This is a genomic window from Candidatus Erwinia haradaeae (assembly GCF_900698925.1).
GTDB lineage: Bacteria > Pseudomonadota > Gammaproteobacteria > Enterobacterales > Enterobacteriaceae > Erwinia_E > Erwinia_E haradaeae_I.
On record NZ_LR217713.1, the window covers coordinates 1,023,184 to 1,047,209 of the forward strand.

The window sequence follows — 24,026 nt, forward strand, 5'->3', positions numbered from 1 at the left end:
ATATAAAACATTCTCGTTAAAAGACTTAAAAATCTAACTCTAACAATTGATAATGTAACAAACCTAATATTATATATACGTATTACTCACTATCTTTAATATAATCCACCCAATGACTATAAAATATCACAACATGAAATATAGAAATAATATACACAATACTTCATTTTTTAAACATAGCCATATATGCTCTCATTTTTATTTATTAATGCTTAAAAATAGAAATATATCATTGATAAAATCAAGATTTCTCTATAATTTTGTATCAATGCTCACTAGATTGCAATAATAAAATCTAATAAAGGATAAACATTGTAACCTATTAATGAACAAACTTTATCCATATAGCTCTTAAAAGCTACGTAATATCAGTATACCATCTAACCTATACAACTCTATATATGAAAAAGAACCATAATAGGTATTCATAGAGGACTCAGTAATTATTGTGAATTTCTTTAAATTAAAAAACTTTAATTTCCAGCAAGTAGGAAAAGAAGTTGTACAAATTGAACGCGAAGGACTAGATCAGCTTGATCAGTATATCAATGAAAATTTCACCCATACCTGTGAACTAATTTATCAATGTCGTGGAAAAGTAGTAATTATGGGGATGGGGAAATCAGGACATATTGGAAAAAAAATAGCGTCTACTTTTTCTAGCACTGGTACTCCCTCATTTTTTTTACATCCTGCTGAAGCCAGTCATGGTGACTTGGGAATGATTAGCAATAGTGATGTTATTCTTGCTATTTCCAACTCTGGAGAATCTTTAGAAATTTTAGCACTCATACCTTTACTGAGGTATCGCCAAATCCCAGTAATTGCAATCACTGGTCATGAAAAAAGTACAATAGCCCGCTATGCAAAGATACATTTGTGTGTAAAAGTACCACAAGAGGCGTGCTCGCTAGGACTTGCGCCTACTAGCAGTACTACTGCCACATTAGTTATGGGCGATGCACTAGCTGTAGCTTTATTAAAATCTAGGGGTTTTACACAAGAAGATTTTGCTCTGTCTCATCCTGGCGGGGCTCTGGGACGTAAACTCCTTATGCGAGTCGATGATATAATGTGTTCTGGTGATAACTTACCATACATACATCCTAACACTTATTTATGTGAAGCTGTGCTAGAAATGACATCTAAAAAAATGGGGATAATAGTAATTTGTGATCATGAAAAAAACATTGAAGGTATCTTTACGAATTCTGATTTACGGAGAGTATTTAACGATAACATTGATATTCATCGATCTTATATCGCCAGCGTAATGACACCAAGAGGCATATCCGTACGACCTGGAACACTAGCAATTGAAGCTCTTAATATAATGAAAAAACACAATATTACCTCTATAATTATTTCCGACCAGAATCAACTTATTGGACTAGTTCATATACATGACATCTACCAAGCTGGTATAATGTGATATACTACAGAAGTAAGGTTAATATAAAGCGATTGACTCTACTATCTTATTTCTTAAATAATTAAAAATGCATATCATATTATAAATATCTGGAACACAATATTATTACTCCTCATCTGTTTCGATGAAATCTAATATTAAAGAGTTTCCTATTTCCTGAAAGTACAACAATAACTTTATATGTAAAATCAATTTTTATTATTTTATTTAAAAAAATTACTACACCAAATCAAAATTTAAAATATAATTTTTTCTTTTAACATTTATATTAAAACACAAATCATATTCAATATAAATTGACTTATTCAGTCACTCAATATAAGAAAACTCTGTTAAATCATATTGAGATATTAATAAATAGATTATATTCACAATCCAGCATGTATACATATTCTTATTATAATGTATATACATTATAATAATATATATACATTATTAATTATATAATATAATAAGATAACCTAAGATATATTCAATTGCTTTAATTAAATTAAATAAATTATAATTAATAGTATTATAATTATCAATTATAATCGCCAACTGCTGTCTTAAAGAATAAAAATGTATTTATTATCCCACATCACTTCGGACGATTGACGTCTCTTATATTCTCATGTATAAAAGATTAATGAATTTCAATTAACAGAAACCCTACCTTAACCTTAATTTTAATGATAAAAAATTCCTACTGAATTTAAATTCATCCATCTTCAAGATTATAACATCTCAACTATAAAAGAAGTTTATATAACTACCAGATATCAATATATCTAAAATAATATCACGAACTAATGAAAAGTCATAAAGGATCAGGTTTTAATCATAATTAAATTAAATCTCTTTCGTTGTAATCATAACATAACTACACATATGAATGATCATACTATTCCATCAAATCTATTATCTATGAGATAATAATAATTATGAGTAATAAACATACTACAATTAACACCTGTTATGGTCCCATTCATCATCATATCTTAAATAAAGCAAAAAATATTAAATTATTAATCTGTGATTCAGATGGTGTCATGTCCGACGGAATGATCTATCACACCAATAACGGTAATATAATACAGAGATTCAATGTCAGGGATGGATATGGTATCCAATGTTTACTTAAATTTGCAATAGAGGTAGGAGTTATTACTGGAAATCACAGTCAAATGCTGAAAGATCGATGTTCTAAATTAGGCATTTCTTATATTTATCAGGGGCAATCTAATAAAACTAAACCATTGAATGACATTCAATCTAAACTGCACCTGAATGAAGATCAAATAGCCTATATTGGTGATGATCTTATAGACTTACCAGTACTTCTTAAAGTAGGATTAAGTATCGCAGTGGCTGATTCCCACCCCATGTTACTACCACATGTTGATTACATAACAAGGATGAACGGAGGAAATGGGGCAATACGAGAAATCTCTGATCTCATTTTAATAGCACAAAATAAAATATTAAGAGATTTTAGTGGTAATCTAGATGATCTATGCTAAAAGCATAATAGCTCTGATTATAACACTATTTTCAATTATAGTGGTTAACTATCTTATAAAAGACAGAAACAAGGAAGAAGATACAAAAATTCTTACCAATCATATTCTTATACCCACATGCGTAAGTCATCAGACACAAATACTCTTGTATAATCCTCAAGGGATATTATCCCATCAAATCTTAGCAGATAAAAGCAGATATTACTCTAATGATGAAATTAGCTGGTTTACTAATCCAGTTATGATCATATATAATGAGAACAAACTACCAATGTGGATTATAAAATCCAACCAAGCTAAACTCACCAAAGAAAAAGTTTTATTTCTTTATGGAAACGTCATTATAAATAGCTTAATGAAAATCACACAGTTAAAACATCTTCAAACCGAAACTGCAAAAATTAACCTTATTACCCAAGAGTTGACTTCTGAAAATACAGTAACATTATCTGGTCCTGCCTTTTTCTCAACAGGAATGAAAATGTACGGTAATTTACAAAAACACACAGCTCAAATTATAGGAAAAGTCCGTACGACTTATGGCGCTAATCCTGAAGAGAAAAATAAATCAATTATTAATAACTATCCTACTTCTGGCTTGTAATAGGCCAGAAGTAGGACTGGATCCACACTTAAAAACACCAATTCATATCGATTCGGAAAAACAAATCATTGATATACAAAACAATATAGCAACTGCTAGTGGTAATGTTTCCATTACTCAAGGAAATCTTAAAATCATTGCTGATACCAGTACTATCTCCTTCTCGGGAGAAAAAAATAAGAATATAATAATTAACGCATATGGAAATCTTATTAAATTTTATCACATACTGAATAATGGTCAATCTGTCACGGGACATGCTAAAAAAATACATTATGAAATAGAAAAAGCACAAATTCAATTAAGCGGAAATGCTTATCTTGAACAAGATGGCAATAGAATACAAGGAGATCGTATTACCTATCTCATCAATGAAAAAACAATGCATGCCATAAGTAATACAGGGCAACATGTTACTACTATTTTAACACCTTCTCACCAGAAGAATTAAATCCTTTATAAGAATAAAATAAAAAAGAAATTTATTCAATATTATGCCAACTCTAATAATCAAAAACCTTATGAAAACCTATAAAGGTGATCTAATCGTAAAAGGTGTCAGCCTACAAGTAAAATCTGGTGAAATTGTGGGTCTTCTCGGGCCTAACGGAGCAGGGAAAACAACTACATTTTATATGATAATTGGGATTATTAAACACGATAAAGGATATATTTACATTGATCATGAAGATATTAGCCTATTACCGCTACATGCTCGAGCTAGTCGTGGCATTGGATATCTTCCTCAAGAAGCTTCTATCTTTAGACGATTGAGTGTATATGATAACTTAATGGCTATTCTTCAAATTCGCAAAGATCTTACTCACAAACAACGACTTTATAGAGCTAAAGAACTTCTTGATGAATTTCATATTAGTGATCATTTACACAAGATGATGGGACACAAATTATCTGGCGGTGAACGTCGTCGCGTAGAAATTGCTCGTGCATTAGCAGCAAATCCAAAATTTATTCTTTTAGACGAACCTTTTGCTGGTGTTGACCCTATCTCAGTAATAGACATTAAAAAAATTATTGAACACCTTCGGAACAGTGGATTGGGAGTATTAATTACTGATCATAATGTACGTGAAACCCTAGATGTTTGTGAATATTCCTATATTGTGAGCCAGGGTCATGTCATTGCTTCCGGAAACCCGGAAGCAATCATGGCTGATAAACAAGTGCAACATGTTTATTTAGGTACAGAATTTAGACTTTAATAAAGCGTGAATCTTGATCAATAGATAAAAAAATAAAATATATTACTTAAACTATTTTATATTTATTCAGTGACAAACCAATTCTTAAATAAGAATTTACATTATTCTAATTTGTATTAAAAATTTTTTCTCTTAACTACAAACTTGGGCTCCAAATAAAGAGATAGTTTTTTCTTTCAAAAAATATGAATAACATAACGCATTCATATCTAGATCATAGAAGTTAATAAACTTAATCTAGATAAGATTAAAATTAAAGGCTAGGTCATATAATTAAAAATATTCTAAATAAAAAATACGACCCTGGATGTAAAATAAAAAAACAATAAAAATAAATTATAAAATTAATTTCTGTTACGACTCGAGTTAATATTTTTCTGGGAAAAACTAGAAATTAAAACATAATATATGCAAATTCTTTTTACTCAGTAAAAAATAATTTAGCTATTTATTTTGTATTAAGAATAAAAATTTTAAATCTCCAAAATAAATTTTTTTAAGACATTGAAGATCTTACTTATTCCTCAAAAACTAACCTTTATCTTCATATAACTACTCTTCATAGTTTAATACTCCATTCAACATATATAAGTGTTAGCGACGAAAGAGCATTTATGCTATGATGTAATAATAATATTTTGTCACGTGACACGTATAGTGATTAACTAAAAAAAATTAATAAAATAATTATACCAACTACTAAAACTGAACAAACTATAACATAGATTAATCAATGCTTACTTTTTTAAGTATTACAGTTTTTAAAATAACTTGTCAAATATATAAAAAATATATACAACAGGTGCTAAACCTAGAATTTAAAACGAGTTAACATACATAAACATTCAGAAATCTTGTCCTGCATAAGAAAAGATTATCAATCCTATAAGATAAAACGCTCGTTAACAGGTTTAAAACACTAAAAAACTTAATATTTATAACTAACACATCTATATATGACATAGAAATAATATAAACAACTTAAATATAATTGTTGTAAGAAACGTTTCTAAACTTACAGTTCCTATTTTATACCATATATAAAATATCCATGAATAATAATGTTACTCATCATTATACATTATTTATAGAAAATAATGATGATAAATCAGTTATAATTATAAAAACGCTTAATGGTATAATAAGCAATATAGATGAATATAAATAATATGTCACAACATAGTGCATCTATATAATTCTTTTTCTTTAAGGAAATTAAAACCTATCTTGACCATATTAGACCAGTATAATACTTTTACTTCTTATATCTTATAAAACAATAGTATTATCAATAAAATTCTATATTTAGAATCACTATAGATCTTATTAATAATCCCATATTCAGATACGAATTACTGATCTTAATTTTTTTACTAAGATCTGCATACAATCAAAACAAGAAAATTATACAATTTATAATATTAACTATAAAATCATATGAAAAGTGTAGTTAAAGAGTAGGGGTGTTCTCTACCAACGATTTTATTAATTACATATACTTTACTTATATATCAAGTCTTTATATTAATTACTAGATATAATGAAATATAAAGAAACTGCTTCTCTTAAAGTAAAGAATCAAGTATAACTATGATAAACAATAATTTTAAATTAGAATTAGACGTAATATTAAGTATTTCTTGTACACGTAACGATGTTCTTTGTCACAACAAAGAAAGAGCATTAGAAATTATTAGTGAATTAGCTTCTCAAAAACTTAGACTTTCTCAGCAAATTATTTTTAATGCCATACAAAACAGAGAAAAAATAGGTAGTACAGGTATTGGTAATGGTATTGCAATTCCTCATTGCAAACTTGAGGAACAAAAATTACAATCTATTGGTGTTTTTATTCATCTTAAACATCCTATTATTTTTAATTCTATTGACAACCAACCAGTAGACCTACTATTTGCCATCCTTATTCCATCTCAACAATGTAAAACACACTTATACACACTATCTCTAGTAGCACAACACCTAGCAAACAAAATAATTCTTCGTCAACTTAGATCCGCATCTAGCGATGAAGATTTATACCGAATTATAACTCAAAAAAAGATATAATCTTATTATATAACAATTTTTCTAAAATAATTCACTATTAATCTAATTCTTCTATTGTTCCATCTATTGTATTCCAGGAGATCTATTAATATCCATGTCTGAAAATTAAGATAAAATTGTATATATGAGTTTTGTATAAAAATCTCTATAGCTTTATATAAACTACAAATGTGTTTCTATATACTAATAAAAATTAATTAATAAGATATAACAATAAAAATAAGGCAAATTGACTATGCTATAAAATGATTACCAATACCAGAATCACTCAATTTTTTATCAGAAGTTAAATACTATGAAGCCATAATCACCATTTAAATTATTGATACTATAAACAACATTTTTTCTTGATTTTAAAAAATTATAACCAAAAAACATTATCACAAGATGTATCCATACTAGTCACTCCTTAAGTTTCTATTTTATCGTGGTAAAAAATACTAATCTCTTTATTTTAAAAAAGATACAAATCTGTCCTGCATATCTATTCAAATAAAAAAAATTAACATCTGTCTAAAAAAAAGAACATAGACTATTAGCGTTAAGAATAGCCATTCTTTATGTTGTATAACATTATTCAAATTTAGTGGACGGTTGTTGAATACAAGTAATATTATCTTTCTCAAATAATGCTTGTTCTAATATCTGTTGTAAACTCCGCATCTTCTTTTCCATATGCAATGCATAATCACGAGTTTTAATTTTTTCCTCAGCTAATTCATAGCAAAGATTTAAAGCAGCAATCAAAACTAATTGCTCAGTATTAGTGACTTTAGTACGAAGCTTTAAATCTTGTAAACGTTGAGAAAGATCTTCCGCAGCTAAATTTAATGCACCCATCTCTTTATGAGGGCACTTTACTCGCAATGCACAACCAAGAATATGGAGATCTACTGGTTGTGTAGATATATCGCCAGGATGAGTCATTTTGGTATCCGTCATGATCTATTTTTTCTATATACTATAAAAAGATTAATATAACTATCCAATCAACAAGAAACAACCCTATTACAAATACTTATTACAAATCTTAATCTTTACATTATGATTTTATCTAAATAAGAAAATCCATATAACATTGAATAATTCAATAATGATATGAATTCACCAAATTTATAATAAGAAATCAGTCTATCTATCATTCCCTCATATTTACATGAACGTTAATTTAGTCTTGCAATGTCGATACGTTAAAAAACCATGTATGATTTAAATCATAAAACCTAATTTAACCGTCTTTTCCATAATTTGATGTCTAACTAATTTAGATACATTTGCTTATATAAAAAATATTATACATGAAATATAGCAACCTCTTTCCAAAAAAAACACACACATGATTTTTTAATTTTTTTTTATGATAGAAAATCAAACCTGAATTTTAAAAAAACAATTACAAAATATAAATCCCTCGTCTATTAGAAATAGAAACGAACCATATAAACCAAACTACCCACTAACCATACCTTATAAAACTTAAACACACTAAATAATAAATGAATATATAAAATATAAAAATAAAAATAAACTCATCTAATTTTATTAAAAATACAGATTAAATTATAATCCATGTTATCCATGAACAACCCAACATAATTTCTAATCTCATTTTTAAAAAATATAGGAGATTTTTAACTCATGAACATCATAAACCATACTGATCATAGGTAATATAATCTCTTATGTTAATAAATTTACCTATATAAACTAATATTTTATATAACATTATCAACATTAGAAGATAAATATTATAATATATTGTCAATATAATAACTTTAGAACAAATAAATTACAGTATAGTTAATTATCTTTCTAATTTTATTAGAATAAGATGTTTTACCTTACATATAACGATAATAGAAAAAATTAACAATGAAAAAATCCATATTAAGTTTATGAGTATAATCATCTTATTTTAATATAACTAACTCTATCATTATATAATGTCTCTAAAACATATGAGACATCAATCATACTAGATGCGATCTATTTAAAATGCATATTAACTATCTACCATTGCTATTTATCATCTAATTAAAGTTACAATGAAAAGAATTCAGTTATACTAAAATTAATAGTTATCTATTTTAAAAATCATCTGAAACAGATAAGTAATTTTATCTTTTTTTATTAAAAACTATTATGTAATTTTTATATGAATAATAACAATTACAATCACAATAATTTCTAAGGTTAGAACATATCTTTAAATAAAATGTTAAATAGAATAACCAGAATATCTTACTTAGTTTAAGGAGATTCAGTGATTGAAAAAGAATTTCTGTGCCGCCGTTTAGCTTTATTAAAAAAAATGGAACCTTCTAGTATTATCCTAATCTTTTCAGCTCCCGTAGCTATACGAAACAATGATAACCCCTACCCTTATCGACAAAACAGTGATTTTTGGTATCTTACTGGTTTTAATGAACCAGAAGCAATGTTCGGACTAATAAAAAACTCTGACAACTGTTATAAAAGTCTACTCTTTAATCGAAGCCACAATCGACAAGCTCAAATATGGGGACAGAATTATATTGGACAGGAATCTGCACGTATGCAATTAGCTGTCGATTATGCTTTCCCATGGGAAAGCATAAACGATCATCTCCATCTCTTTTTAGATGGATTAAAAACAATTTATCATGTAGAAAAACAATATTATTTCTCTGATCAAATTATTTTTACTGCATTAGAAAAACTGCGAATAAACCAAAAAAAAACTCTCTCCGTACCTAAAATATTACTCGATTGGCGCCCATTAGTACATGAATTACGCTTAATTAAATCCTCATCAGAAATAACTTTACTACGAAAAGCAGGACTTATTAGCGCCTTAGGTCACATGCGAGCTCTCAAAAAATTATTTCATGGCATCCATGAATATCAGATAGAAGGGGAAATTCAATATGAATTTAATCATCATGGTGCGCGCTGGACTGCCTATAACACCATTATTGCCTCAGGAGAAAATTCCTGTATTTTACACTATACCGACAATAACAAGCTTATAAAAAATGGTCAGCTAGTATTGATTGATGCTGGATGCGAATTTCAAGGTTATGCCAGTGATATTTCACGTACTTTTCCAGTAAATGGAAAATTTAATGCCCCACAAAGGTTTATTTATACTACTGTTTTAAATGCATTAAATCTAGCACTAAAACTTTATCAACCTGGAACCAACATTTATACAGTTACAAAAACAATAATCGCTTTTCTAGTACACAGGTTAGTGCAATTAAAAATCATGCAAGGTGATGTTCAACAACTAATTAAAGATAAAGCTATTGAACAGTTTTTCATGCATAAATTGAGTCACTGGATTGGTTTAGATGTGCATGATTCAAATTATTATAGTCAAGACGATAGACGAATATTGCAACCAGGCATGGTCTTAACTATTGAGCCAGGTTTGTATATCACTACTGATTCAAATGTACCATCAGAATATCGTGGAATTGGTGTTCGAATTGAAGATACCATTCTAATTACTAAAAATGGTAATGAAAATCTAACCTCAACAGCTATAAAAAAAATAAATGAAATAGAGTCTTTTATGGTAAAAAGGAAATCCTTATGAGTGTTATTATCGTAGGAGCAGGATTAGCTGGTCTAACACTAGCTTTCGCCTTGTCTTATTTAACACAAGGTAAAAAAGATATTAAATTAGTAGAAGCTACTTCACCCGATAAATTTCTTCACCCAAATTACAATGGACGCACTATAGCATTAGCTTATGGGCTTTGTCGGAAAATAGACGCACTCAATCTTTGGTCATTACTTGATCCTATAGCCACCGCAATTACTCGGATTCATGTAAGTGAACTCGGTTCTGGTGGTTTTTTCTCTCTTGATGCCTCTACTTATGGGATCCCATTTCTAGGACAGGTTTTTGAATTAAATCAAGCAAAAAAAAATTTTTTTTCTCATCTAGAAAAAACTAAAAACATCACTTTATACTGCCCAAACACTGTAGTCCTTATCAAACAATGTACAGATTATATTCTCATCAAACTAGATAATGGTGAAAAAATTAAAGGTGATTTATTAGTTGCTGCTGATGGTACATTTTCTAACATAGCTAGATTATGTGGTTTACAGTGGGAAAAAAAAGATTATCAGCAAATAGCATTAGTAACTAAAATTTCTACTGAATTAGCACATCAAGGACAAGCCTTTGAACGGTTTACTAGACATGAATCATTAGCTTTACTACCAATTTCTAGCGGATTTAGTTCATTAGTCTTGTGTTTAGATCGGACTAAGCGTAAAACAATGTCCAACTGGAATGACAAAGAATTTCTTTCTTATTTACAGAAAATATTTGGATGGCGATTAGGAAAAATAACAAAAGTAGATAAACGATACTTCTATCCAATAGAATCATGTACTAGAGTCAATACCATTACTCAACGCATAGTATTAGTGAGCAATGCCGCACAAACACTGCATCCTATTGCAGGTCAAGGATTAAATTTAGGTATGCGAGATATATTAACATTAACGGATATTTTAATTTCAGCGTGGAAAACCGGAAAAAAAGCAGGTGATTATTCTACGTTAAAACAATACCAAAAACAACGAATTATAGATGTAAAAACAACTATTCATTTTACAGATTTATTAGTCAGGCTTTTTTCTCATCCTTCCTCGACACTTTTTATTGGACGAACTCTAGGATTAATGATGATAAATGATATGGCATGCTTACGCAACATACTTATTAAACGATCTATTCAGTAGATCTTTATTTGAATAGTATTTCATAATATTTCATATAGATATCAGTTAAAATAAAAAGTTAAATATATTGAAGAATAAATAATACCAGTTACTACAACATATAATAAATACACAACTGATATATATTGAGGTTAAAAATATTACATTGACTTTCTAGGCATTATTTTAATAATAAAAGCCATCATAACGATGGCTTTTATTATTAAAATAATGCCTAGCGGTTCCCTACTCTCACATGGGGAGGCCCCACACTACCATCGGCACCACGGCGTTTCACTTCTGAGTTCGGTATGGGATCAGGTGGTACCACCGCGTTATGGCCGCTAGACAAGTTCTGTCATATTTTTAACTTGTTCTCTTTTTACTGAACAAGTAAAATACATATCCATTACAAGCTGAACTATATAATATCTGAGTTCTTAAGTATCTAAAAGAACGCTTCTGGTGTTGTAAGGTTAAGCCTCACGGATCATTAGTACCGGTTAGCTCAACGCATCGCTACGCTTACACATCCGGCCTATCAACGTCGTTATCTTCAACGTTCCTTTAGGACCCTTGGAGGGTCAGGGAAGACTCATCTTGAGGCAAGTTTCGCGCTTAGATGCTTTCAGCGCTTATCTTTTCCGTACTTAGCTACCGGACAATGCCATTGGCATGACAATCCGAACACCAGTGGTACGTTCACTCCGGTCCTCTCGTACTAGGAGCAACCCCTCTCAATCTTCCAACGCCCACGGCAGATAGGGACCGAACTGTCTCACGACGTTCTAAACCCAGCTCGCGTACCACTTTAAACGGCGAACAACCGTACCCTTGGGACCTGCTTCAGCCCCGGGATGTGATGAGCCGACATCGAGGTGCCAAACACCGCCGTCGATATGAACTCTTGGGCGGTATCAGCCTGTTATCCCCGGAGTACCTTTTATTCGTTGAGCGATGGCCCTTCCATTCAGAACCACCGGATCATTATGACCTGCTTTCGCACCTGTTCGAATCGTCACTCTCACAGTCAAGCCAGCTTATGCCATTGCACTAACCTCACGATTTCCGACCGTGATTAGCTGACCTTTGTGCTCCTCCGTTACTCTTTAGGAGGAGACCGCCCCAGTCAAACTACCCACCAGACACTGTCTCCACGCCGGTTAACGGCGTTGGGTGAGAATAGCAAACTTTAAAGGGTGGTATTTCAAGGATGGCTCTGCATAAACTAGCATCTATGCTTCATAGCCTCCCACCTATCCTACACATTAGAGCTCAGTATTCAGTGTCAAGCTATAGTAAAGGTTCACGGGGTCTTTCCGTCTTGCCGTGGGTACACTGCATCTTCACAGCGAATTCAATTTCACTAAGTCCCGGGTGGAGACAGCCTAGCCATCATTACGCCATTCGTGCAGGTCGGAACTTACCCGACAAGGAATTTCGCTACCTTAGGACCGTTATAGTTACGGCCGCCGTTTACCGGGGCTTCGATCAAGAGCTTTTTCTTTCGAATAACCCCATCAATTAACCTTCCGGCACCGGGCAGGCGTCACACCGTATACGTCCACTTACGTGTTTGCACAGTGCTGTGTTTTTAATAAACAGTTGCAGCTAGCTGGTATCTTCGGCTGGCTTTAGCTCCTCGAGCTTGTCGTTTCACCTGCAAGCCAGCGTGCCTTCTCCCGAAGTTACGGCACCATTTTGCCTAGTTCCTTCACCCGGGTTCTCTCAAGCGCCTAGGTATGCTCTACCTGACCACCTGTGTCGGTTTGGGGTACGATTAACTATGACCTGATGCTTAGAGGCTTTTCCTGGAAGCATGGCATTTATTACTTCAACACCTTAGTGTCTCGTCATAACGTCTCAATCTTACTGAACTCAGGATTTGCCTAAAGTTCAAACCTACACGCTTAAACCGGGACAACCGTCCCCCGGCCAATATAGCCTTCTCCGTCCCCCCTTGGCAGTCATAACTAGTACAGGAATATTAACCTGTTGTCCATCGACTACGCCTTTCGGCCTCGCCTTAGGTGTCGACTCACCCTGCCTCGATTAACGTTGGGCAGGAACCCTTAGTCTTTCGGCGAGCGGGCATTTCACCCGCTTTATCGTTACTTATGTCAGCATTCGCACTTCTGATATCTCCAGTATCTCTCACGATATACCTTCAACGACTTACAGAACGCTCCCCTACCCATCGGACGCATACTTAAAATAGTTAAATTAATTTAACTATTTTAAGTATGCGTCCGATGCCGCAGCTTCGGTGCATGATTTAGCCCCGTTACATCTTCCGCGCAAGCTGACTCGACCAGTGAGCTGTTACGCTTTCTTTAAATGATGGCTGCTTCTAAGCCAACATCCTGGCTGTCTATGCCTTCTCACATCGTTTCCCACTTAATCATGACTTTGGGACCTTAGCTGGCGGTCTGGGTTGTTTCCCTCTTCACGACGGACGTTAGCACCCGCCGTGTGTCTCCCATGATTACATTCTCCGGTATTCGGAGTTTGCATTGGCTTGGTAAGCCGGGGTGGCCCCCTGACCAAAACAGTGCTCTACCCCCGGAGATGAACTCATAAGGCGCTACCTAAATAGCTTTCGGGGAGAACCAGCTATCTCCCGGTTTGATTGGCCTTTCACCCCTAACCATAGGTCATCCGCTAATTTTTCAACATTAGTCGGTTCGGTCCTTCAGTTAGTGTTACCCAACTTTCAACCTGCCCGTGGCTAGATCACCGGGTTTCGGGTCTGTATCCTGCAACTAACGCCCAATTAAGACTCGGTTTCCCTACGGCTCCCCTATACGGTTAACCTTGCTACAAAATACAAGTCGCTGACCCATTATACAAAAGGTACGCGGTCACACTAAAAAAATGCTTCCACTGCTTGTACGTACACGGTTTCAGGTTCTCTTTCACTCCCCTCACCGGGGTTCTTTTCACCTTTCCCTCACGGTACTAGTTCACTATCGGTCAGTCAGTAGTATTTAGCCTTGGAGGATGGTCCCCCCATCTTCAGACAGGATATCACGTGTCCCGCCCTACTCTTTAGAACCCACTCCTTCCGAATTTTTATATACGGGACTATCACCCTTTATTGTTCGTCTTTCCAGACGATTCTACTAATTCGTAAGATGATTATGGTTCTGGGCTCTTCTCCAGTTCGCTCGCCACTACTAAGGGAATCTCAATTGATTTCTTTTCCTCGAGGTACTTAGATGTTTCAGTTCCCTCGGTTCGCTTCATATCACTATTTATTCATGAATATGATGATGTAATAAATTACATCGGGTTTCCCCATTCGGGTATCGTCGGCTATTACGGTTCATATCACCTTCCCGACGCTTTTCGCAGATTAGCACGCCCTTCATCGCCTCTGACTGCCTAGGCATCCACCGTGTACGCTTATTCACTTAACCTTACAACCCACAAGCGTCCTGTGGACTAATAATTAAATTTCTTATTAAGATACACTCAGTTATATACTTTCTCTATTTTTATAGTAAATAGAATTATTTTAAGTATACTATTTTATTTTTTCAGCTTGTTCCGGATTATTAAAGAGCATTATTCTTAAAAAAATACTAATACTTTATAATTTTAAATATATTAATATAAAATTACTTTTTACACAAGTTTTTATTGTGGAGCTAAGCGGGATCGAACCGCTGGCCTCCTGCGTGCAAAGCAGGCGCTCTTCCATCTGAGCTATAGCCCCATATAATTAGAACCTGAAAGAAACCTGTTATAGACTAAATATCCTAATCGACAAATCTTAATCATTTAAGATTTTATTTACAATCAAAATAACTTGGTAGGCCTGAGTGGACTTGAACCACCGACCTCACCCTTATCAGGGGTGTGCTCTAACCATCTGAGCTACAAGCCTATAAGGTTTTTCGTATTACTCTAATGATCAGACAATCTGTGTGGGCACTTCTTGGAATTCTATACTTAATGTAAGGAGGTGATCCAACCGCAGGTTCCCCTACGGTTACCTTGTTACGACTTCACCCCAGTCATGAATCACAAAGTGGTAAGCGCCCTCTCGAAAGTTAAGCTACCTACTTCTTTTGCAACCCACTCCCATGGTGTGACGGGCGGTGTGTACAAGGCCCGGGAACGTATTCACCGTAGCATTCTAATCTACGATTACTAGCGATTCCGACTTCACGGAGTCGAGTTGCAGACTCCGATCCGGACTACGACATACTTTATGAGGTCCGCTTGCTCTCGCGAGGTCGCTTCTCTTTGTATATGCCATTGTAGCACGTGTGTAGCCCTAACCATAAGGGCCATGATGACTTGACGTCATCCCCACCTTCCTCCAGTTTATCACCGGCAGTCTCCTTTGAGTTCCCGACCAAATCGATGGCAACAAAGGATAAGGGTTGCGCTCGTTGCGGGACTTAACCCAACATTTCACAACACGAGCTGACGACAGCCATGCAGCACCTGTCTCACGGCTCCCTAGGGCACTTCTACATTTCTGCAAAATTCCGTGGATGTCAAGGTTAGGTAAGGTTCTTCGCGTTGCATCGAATTAAACCACATGCTCCACCGCTTGTGCGGGCCCCCGTCAATTCATTTGAGTTTTAACCTTGCGGCCGTACTCCCCAGGCGGTCGACTTAACGCGTTAGCTCCGGAAGCCACTCCACTAGGGAACAACCTCCAAGTCGACATTGTTTACGGCATGGACTACCAGGGTATCTAATCCTGTTTGCTCCCCATGCTTTCGCACCTGAGCGTCAGTTTTCGTCCAGGGGGACGCCTTCGCCATCGGTATTCCTCCAGATCTCTACGCATTTCACCGCTACACCTAGAATTCTACCCCCCTCTACGAAACTCTAGACTACCAGTTTCGAATGCAGTTCCAAGGTTAAGCCCAGGGCTTTCACATCCGACTTGATAATCCGCCTGCGTGCCCTTTACGCCCAGTCATTCCGATTAACGCTCGCACCCTCCGTATTACCGCGGCTGCTGGCACGGAGTTAGCCGGTGCTTCTTCTTCGGGTAACGTCAATGAAAAAGGGTATTAACCTCTTTCGTTTCTTTCCCGCTGAAAGTACTTTACAACCCTAAGGCCTTCTTCATACACGCGGCATGGCTGCATCAGGCTTTCGCCCATTGTGCAATATTCCCCACTGCTGCCTCCCGTAGGAGTCTGGACCGTGTCTCAGTTCCAGTGTGGCTGGTCATCCTCTCAGACCAGCTAGGGATCGTGGCCTGGGTGAGCCATTACCTCACCCATAAGCTAATCCCGTCTGGGCACATCCGATGGCATGAGGCCCAAAGGTCCCCCACTTTGGTCATAAGACATTATGCGGTATTAGCTACCGTTTCCAGTAGTTATCCCCCTCCATCGGGCAGTTTCCCTGATATTACTCACCCGTTCGCCACTCGTCGGCAAAGAAGCAAACTTCTCTCCGTTACCGTTCGACTTGCATGTGTTAGGCCTGCCGCCAGCGTTCAATCTGAGCCATGATCAAACTCTTCAATTAAAAGTTCAATTCTTCATTATAGAAACAACATTCTTAAAAATAAATACAGAATATATAATATATCTATATTAGACTGACATATAAATTTAAGACTTGATATTCTTCACGCTATAATAACCTTTTATAGATATTCTTAGAGTGCCCACACAGATTGTCTGATCAATTTTTTAAAGAACGACTACAAGAGATATTCATCATACACGTAACTTATTTAGAGTCAACTTTTTTTTAACATTTTTATTATAATTTTATGAACTATCTATAATCCTCTGTTAATAAAGATCTTTAACTGAATTAGATTCTCTATCAACAACCATTCGCTCATCACCTATCTAAGACCCACTAACCATGATAAGGATTAGTGGGTCTTATAAAGAATTAAAAGAATAACTACATCATACCGCCCATTCCAGGAGATCCCATTCCAGGATTAGAAGCAATATCAGGTACATCACTTTTTGGTACATCAGTTATCATACATTCAGTGGTAATCATTAAACCAGCAATAGACGCTGCGTACTGTAAAGCTGAACGAGTGACTTTAGTTGGATCAAGAATACCAAAACTGATCATATCACCATACTCTTCCGTTTGAGCATTATAACCGTAATTGCCTGATCCCTCTTTGACAGAATTTGTTACTACAGAAGCTTCTGCACCTGCGTTTGATACAATTTGACGCATTGGTGATTCCATAGCGCGTAGCGCAACCTTAATTCCAACATTTTGATCTTCATTCTGACCTCGGAGATTGCCTAAACAAGATGCTACCCGAACCAAAGCCACACCTCCTCCAGCTACTACTCCTTCATCGACTGCAGCACGGGTAGCATTTAAAGCATCTTCCACACGTGTTTTTTTCTCTTTCATTTCAATTTCAGTTGCCGCACCAACTTTTACTACAGCCACACCACCTGCTAATTTTGCAACACGCTCTTGCAGCTTTTCACGATCATAATCAGACTTTGTATCTTGTATCTCCTGGCGAATATGGCTTACACGAGCAGAAATAGCCTCTGTCTTGCCACAACCATCAATAATAGTGGTAGTATCTTTGGTAATTACAACGCGCTTTGCCTGACCCATATCTTCTAATACAGTTTTTTCCAAGTCCATACCAAGCTCTTCTGATACAACGGTTCCACCAGTTAAAACAGCTATATCTTGTAACATAGCCTTACGACGATCACCAAAACCAGGCGCTTTTACCGCAGCTATTTTTACTATACCACGCATAGCGTTTACAACTAAAGTAGCTAATGCTTCACCTTCAACATCTTCAGCAATAATAACAAGCGATTTACTTGATTTTGCAACTTCTTCTAAAATTGGTATAAGCTCTCTAATACTAGAAATCTTTTTATCCACTAGTAGAATTAATGGAGATTCTAGCTCTATTAAACCATTTTCTGGTTTATTAATAAAATAAGGCGACAAGTAACCGCGATCAAATTGCATACCTTCAACAACATCTAACTCATCGTGTAAACCATTGCCCTCTTCAACACTGATCACACCTTCTTTACCAACTCTTTCCATCGCTCTAGCAATTAACTCACCTACAGATGTGTCAGCATTAGCAGAAATAGTCCCGACTTGCGCAATACCTTTAAAGTCAGTACAAGGGACAGATATTTTTTTTAATTCTTCAACCGCTGCAATTACTGCTTTATCAATTCCCCGCTTAATATCCATAGGATTCATACTAGCAGCAATTGCTTTTAAACCCTCATTAACTATAGATTGCGCTAATACAGTAGCAGTCGTAGTACCATCACCAGCGGCTTCATTCGCTTTAGAAGCCACCTCTTTTACCATCTGTGCACCCATGTTTTCAAATTTATCTTCTAATTCAATTTCTCGGGCAACAGACACACCATCTTTAGTAATACTAGGTGCGCCAAAAGATTTATCCAAAATAACATTACGGCCTTTAGGCCCCAAGGTTACTTTTACCGCATCAGCGAGCAAATTAACGCCAGATAGCATTTTAACTCGAGCATCATTACCAAACTTAATATCTTTAGCTGCCATGATGTATTTCCTTTTATATTATATTTCACATTACTTGTTGAAAATAATAAAGCTTTCTAACTCTAGATATGTATCCTTAAATCTTTTACAAGTATATCATACCTTAAAGTACATCACTAACGTCGCAATCATTAATCCATGATATGATATATATATGATATAGTTGTAAAATTGGTACCTTTAATTAAACTTAACTCAATCCTTGATTCTTAGTAATACAAATGCCATTGTAATGCGATTAATATCTTCTTCCGGTAAAGAACTAAACCATCATTCTTCTTCTAACAAAACTCATGAGAAACAAATCAAAGTCAAACTACATCTGTGCTCACTGGTAAATAACTTAATTATATAACAAATTACTTTATTCGTTAACCCCCTAATTAAAGAAACCTAAGTTAATATCAAAAAAATATTTTAAAATCACCTTACGAATCTAATTAACAGTTATACTGAATTATATATGGTATTAGAAAAGATCTTTCAAGTATTCATCGTAATTTTTTTCAAGATATAATTACATCCCTTATAAGTAATAAACAATCAAGAAAAAATAAATTATATTACAATAATACAACTATCTAATAGATCATTATATTGTTATCAACATGAATCATACAATGTATCATATCCTGTTCTGTCGATACAGGTATTCATAAATAAAATCAAATTTAGAAGGCTCCATCAATGCATAACTTCATAATAACTCAGACCTTAAAAACATAATAACCACTCGAACGTTCATATAAATCTACACATACATCAATAAATGAAAAATAAAAAAACCGTTAATGAACTTTCATTATTATATTTATAACTTATTCTAAAGATATTAAAAATAATCAAATATCCTATAAAATCAAATTTTTTACACACTGCATTGCATTCAATTATGAAAAACAGAAACAGATAAAATAAACCTATAATATTATAATATTGAAACCATAACTGCTAATCATCATAAATATCGATTTTTTTTAAAAAAAGGTCCATCCAGGAACATATTCTAAACCAATAAAATATAACAGATATAGAATTAAAATAATGAGCATGGGTGAACAATCTATACCACCAATAAGTGGTATGAATCTACGTATTTTAACCATCATCGGTTCTGTTAATTGTAATAAAACATAATCTAGTGAATTTGCTTCACGATGAACCCAGCTTATAATCGCACGACTCATTACAATCCAGAAAACAAGTGAACCAACTGATTTAATCAGAAGAACCAAACCAAAATAGAAAAAGACAGGTTCAAATCTTAACAATCGTAATGTAATCGGGACTAATAATACACTAAGAATATAAGCAATAGCTAATGTGGCAATATCTATTGGTCTAAACACAGAAAGAATGCGCTTAAACGGTCTAACTATAGGGTAAGTAATTTTTATTGCACGCTGTAAGAACGGATTATAAAAATCACAGCCAGTCCACTGCATCCAAATATATAGTAACAATATCTTAATATACAAAGTTATTACAGTAGTTAATAAAAAAATCAACGCTAACATGAAATTCCTTAGTGATTTTTATTGACCAGACAAGTGTAACCCTCTATCACTCTAGTGTCGTTTACCAAAAATAGAAGTACCAATACGCACCATAGTGCTTCCACATATGATCGCATCGTTAATATCCCTACTCATACCTAGTGAAAGAGTATCTAGATCAGGATAATCGTCTTTTAATTGATTAAATGCGTTTTTCAGTCTCTGATATTCCATGACTGGAGAATTATTATTCTTTGGCTCTTTCGGTATAGCCATAAGACCTCGTAATTTCAACCGTGGAAAATGGTTCATATCTCTAACTAACGCTGGTAAATCTTCCAATAAAATACCTGCTTTTGTCTCTTCATAGCTAATATTGATCTGAATCAATACATTAAGCGGTTTTTGATCACAAGATCGATATTTGTTGAGTAAGTGTGCAATACGATAGCAACTAACTGTGTGACACCAATCAAAATACTCTGATATGAGACGACTTTTATTGGATTGAACTCTTCCAATGAAATGCCACAAGAGAAGAGGGTTGGCTAAAATTTTAATTTTTTCCACCCCTTCTTGTACATAATTTTCACCAAAAGAATATTGGCCAGCAGAAATAGCTTCCTTAATAGCTGTAATAGAGTGATTTTTACTGACTGCAAGTAAAGTAATCTCTTGAGGATTTCGGCCACATTTGTGTGCCATATCTGTCATTTGATTCCAGATATTGTATAAATTATATTTAATTAATTTCATATTTTACATAAATAACGATGAAGAAAAGAAGAAACTTAAACATTTATCTTCACTGTGTTGCGAGAAGTCAGATCCTTCCGATATTAACCTCTAAATTACTATAAAGTTTCAGAGTAATATTCTCCAAGCTTATAGATATAGTTACTACAAATTTAGTCATATTACTCTAGTAATCTTATACTTCTTAATCAAGATATTAATTATATATCATATAAACATCTGGTCCTAAGAGTACACTTATTCATCATATCATATTATCAGTGTCATCGTCATCTTCATCATACGGATACGGTGATGCTGATATAATCAATAAACAGGTTAGAAGTAAGTACAAAAAAACTTAACTTAAATATCATCTAGTGTTTTAGAGATACCATATAGTTATAAATAATATTATAACCATTGGGCATGGCTACTTCCATGACAATAGACTATACATACTGAAATGACGGTTACCTAGACAATACCGCGCGTATTTCTCTTTTAACATAGAGAGAATGCTATTTCCTGATTATTAAGTAATGATATACATCTTTTATTTTCTCATTAAAAGATTAAATGATTGTAGATCATAATAAAAAATAAAATCTTTCTAACATCGAATTATAATATGAATTTAGTTACTTCTCGTTATATCGTTATATGAAGTATAACTCGTAAAAAATAAAATAGACCTAATGCTTAACGAAAATATTTTTCAACTAATGACTTCTTTTTAGACTGAAAAAAAGGCGCTAGATACAGTATTGGGTATATCATAGTTAGAAGGATAGTCTACAGAAATTAAGTATAAACCACGAGCAGAAGCTGTTGCGGCCGCTAATGCACGATTTTTTTCCATAAGAACATCAAAAATCCAATACTCAGGTTTTTTTCCAGAACCAACCTCTATTAAACTACCAACAATATTACGAACCATATGATGAACAAATGAATTAGCCTGTATATCAATGATAACATACCTGTCGTCTCGAGTAATATTTAAGTACATTACTTTTCTCACAGGTAAACGCGATTGACATTGCCCAGAACGAAATGATGTAAAATTATGCTCACCTAACAAACAACGACTAGCGCGATACATTTTGTCAATGTCTAAAAAATGATAAACGTATGCCGCCCTTTCTCTAAAGATTGCAGATCGATGTAAATTATGATTATTGACCACATAACGATAGAAGCGAGACAAAGCACTAAATCTAGCATGAAATAAATCAGGTACTTTCTTTACCCACCTTATCACTATATCTTCAGGTAAGCATCTATTCACACCTCGCAGCCAAGCTTTCTCTGTACGTTGAGAAAAAGTTTTAAAATGAATAACCTGCCCAGTAGCATGAACTCCAGAATCTGTTCGCCCTGCGCAGGTCACCCCAACTTTATGATCGGCGACTCGTCCAATTGCTCTTTCTACTTCTTCCTGTACAGTAGAAACTGAAATTTGGCGCTGCCAACCCGAGTAACAACTCCCATCATATTCCACACCAAATGCTAATGTAGTAAAAGTATTTATGACCTGAGTTGCCACCAATTAATATACTCCTAGATGAAATTACTAAATATTAACAGCTATTCAGCTCATCATTCATCATGAATGATGAATGATTTATACTCAAACTACACAGATAAACCCTCTTCTCATTATAATTAAACTAACCCATGTGATAACATTTAAACTATCCAAAACTAATAACTCTCAACAAGGTTTCCTTTTTTGATAACTGAAATCTGCGATAACCATAAAATGTTGAGACTATACTAAATTTGTAATCTAGATCTTATATCTATTTATAGAGCAAGAATTGATTATAGAGCAAGAATTGAGAGAAAAATAAAAATAAAATCACATAGAGAATCTATCTAATGTTCTCACAAATTAAGCTCTTACATAAATAAAAGTGATAATATAATTTCTTTAGTATCTGTACTCTTCTAATTTGTATCGCTAATCTAATTAGGACATAATACTGATTAAGGAAATTAACTCAACAGAACTTCAGTCATTTCATGATATACAACATGTATACAAAAAAAATCACTAATTAATGATCACATATCTAAACTTATCCCATACTTCTAATCTAATGTAAGTAATAAAGTGCTTTTTGTGACTAATTACAAACAATAATACTTTTATGTAATTAGCCATACCAACTCAAAAAACCACATATCCTTATGTATGCTAAAAAATTATATATCTCATTCTTTTTTCTATATTAAGAAAAAAGTGGAAAAAAATTAAACATTAAATCAATTTTCTATTCTCTGATAAATCCGTATGATAGTTATTCTAGAAATAAAAACAATCTTCTATTTTTATATAAATCTACCATCTGATCTTATGAAGTTATTAATAACTATAATATATTGTTCAAGCAATTACTTTAACATAAGACACACTCAGACTCACAAAAATATTACCTAATTCATTAGTATGATTACAATCACAATATTAATTTCGATTACATCCATTAATAATCACAATTACCTAAATATTTTATTACCAGATAACAAAATAAAACCATAGAAGTCAAGAATAAATACTATGCCTGCAAAAACGGTTCTCACTAAATAAGCCTAGCGAACTAAAAATTCACAAACCCATTTTTTCTTCAAAACAGAAAAAACAGAGATAGAGTATCGATCTATCATTTTTTACTAAAATATAATAAAAATATCTTAACATCG

13 protein-coding genes, 2 tRNA genes and 3 rRNA genes are annotated in these 24,026 nt (G+C 33.6%); 8 read left to right on the plus strand and 10 right to left on the minus strand.

Going from position 1 to position 24,026, the window contains the following annotated elements; translation table 11 throughout:
• The first annotated feature begins 442 nt into the window (after nt 1-442).
• From kdsD to ptsN, 6 genes are all read left to right on the plus strand, one after another.
• On the plus strand, nt 443-1,432 hold the full coding sequence (gene kdsD, locus HACICURV3402_RS03105; RefSeq protein ID WP_408609280.1) for an arabinose-5-phosphate isomerase KdsD: 990 nt from the start codon (nt 443-445) through the stop codon (nt 1,430-1,432).
• Between the two features lie 923 nt (nt 1,433-2,355).
• Nucleotides 2,356-2,934 carry a 3-deoxy-manno-octulosonate-8-phosphatase KdsC gene (gene kdsC, locus HACICURV3402_RS03110; RefSeq protein WP_157992848.1) on the plus strand — a complete coding sequence of 193 codons (579 nt, stop codon included), beginning with the start codon at nt 2,356-2,358 and terminating at the stop codon, nt 2,932-2,934.
• On the plus strand, nt 2,921-3,538 hold the full coding sequence (gene lptC / locus HACICURV3402_RS03115) for an LPS export ABC transporter periplasmic protein LptC (RefSeq protein ID WP_157992849.1): 618 nt from the start codon (nt 2,921-2,923) through the stop codon (nt 3,536-3,538). Before kdsC ends, lptC begins: the two co-directional genes overlap by 14 nt.
• Nucleotides 3,474-3,989, plus strand: a complete 516-nt coding sequence (gene lptA, locus HACICURV3402_RS03120) for a lipopolysaccharide transport periplasmic protein LptA (protein ID WP_157992850.1) — start codon at nt 3,474-3,476, stop codon at nt 3,987-3,989. Before lptC ends, lptA begins: the two co-directional genes overlap by 65 nt.
• Nucleotides 3,990-4,032: 43 nt before the next feature.
• Nucleotides 4,033-4,761, plus strand: a complete 729-nt coding sequence (gene lptB, locus HACICURV3402_RS03125; protein WP_157992851.1) for an LPS export ABC transporter ATP-binding protein — start codon at nt 4,033-4,035, stop codon at nt 4,759-4,761.
• A 1,590-nt stretch (nt 4,762-6,351) separates the two neighbouring features.
• Nucleotides 6,352-6,828, plus strand: coding sequence for a PTS IIA-like nitrogen regulatory protein PtsN (ptsN, locus tag HACICURV3402_RS03130; RefSeq protein ID WP_157992852.1), 477 nt, complete (start codon nt 6,352-6,354; stop codon nt 6,826-6,828).
• Between the two features lie 573 nt (nt 6,829-7,401).
• Here the strand turns inward: ptsN and zapA are convergent.
• Nucleotides 7,402-7,737, minus strand: coding sequence for a cell division protein ZapA (zapA, locus tag HACICURV3402_RS03135; protein ID WP_157992934.1), 336 nt, complete (start codon nt 7,735-7,737; stop codon nt 7,402-7,404).
• Nucleotides 7,738-9,091: 1,354 nt separating this feature from the next.
• On the opposite strand from zapA, the gene pepP reads away from it, so the two are divergent.
• Both pepP and ubiH read left to right on the plus strand, forming a co-directional pair.
• Complete coding sequence (gene pepP / locus HACICURV3402_RS03140; RefSeq protein ID WP_157992853.1) at nt 9,092-10,408, plus strand: Xaa-Pro aminopeptidase; 1,317 nt, start codon at nt 9,092-9,094, stop codon at nt 10,406-10,408.
• Nucleotides 10,405-11,571 carry a 2-octaprenyl-6-methoxyphenyl hydroxylase gene (gene ubiH, locus HACICURV3402_RS03145; RefSeq protein ID WP_157992854.1) on the plus strand — a complete coding sequence of 389 codons (1,167 nt, stop codon included), beginning with the start codon at nt 10,405-10,407 and terminating at the stop codon, nt 11,569-11,571. Before pepP ends, ubiH begins: the two co-directional genes overlap by 4 nt.
• A 212-nt stretch (nt 11,572-11,783) precedes the next feature.
• Here the strand turns inward: ubiH and rrf are convergent.
• The 9 genes from rrf to truA form a co-directional block, all read right to left on the minus strand.
• Nucleotides 11,784-11,899 (minus strand): 5S ribosomal RNA (rrf, locus tag HACICURV3402_RS03150).
• Between the two features lie 123 nt (nt 11,900-12,022).
• Nucleotides 12,023-14,969 (minus strand): 23S ribosomal RNA (locus tag HACICURV3402_RS03155).
• Nucleotides 14,970-15,195: 226 nt separating this feature from the next.
• A tRNA-Ala gene (locus HACICURV3402_RS03160) sits at nt 15,196-15,268 on the minus strand.
• A gap of 94 nt (nt 15,269-15,362) precedes the next feature.
• Nucleotides 15,363-15,439, minus strand: a tRNA-Ile gene (locus HACICURV3402_RS03165).
• Between the two features lie 71 nt (nt 15,440-15,510).
• Nucleotides 15,511-17,052: ribosomal RNA gene (locus HACICURV3402_RS03170) — 16S ribosomal RNA — on the minus strand.
• Together the 16S, 23S and 5S rRNA genes with 2 tRNA genes alongside form the textbook arrangement of a ribosomal RNA operon.
• Before the next feature lie 390 nt (nt 17,053-17,442).
• Nucleotides 17,443-19,086, minus strand: coding sequence for a chaperonin GroEL (gene groL, locus HACICURV3402_RS03175; protein ID WP_157992855.1), 1,644 nt, complete (start codon nt 19,084-19,086; stop codon nt 17,443-17,445).
• A gap of 977 nt (nt 19,087-20,063) precedes the next feature.
• Complete coding sequence (locus HACICURV3402_RS03180) at nt 20,064-20,603, minus strand: YggT family protein (RefSeq protein WP_157992856.1); 540 nt, start codon at nt 20,601-20,603, stop codon at nt 20,064-20,066.
• A gap of 51 nt (nt 20,604-20,654) precedes the next feature.
• On the minus strand, nt 20,655-21,338 hold the full coding sequence (locus HACICURV3402_RS03185) for a YggS family pyridoxal phosphate-dependent enzyme (RefSeq protein ID WP_157992857.1): 684 nt from the start codon (nt 21,336-21,338) through the stop codon (nt 20,655-20,657).
• Between the two features lie 715 nt (nt 21,339-22,053).
• Complete coding sequence (gene truA, locus HACICURV3402_RS03190; protein ID WP_232037526.1) at nt 22,054-22,866, minus strand: tRNA pseudouridine(38-40) synthase TruA; 813 nt, start codon at nt 22,864-22,866, stop codon at nt 22,054-22,056.
• Between the last annotated feature and the right edge of the window lie 1,160 nt (nt 22,867-24,026).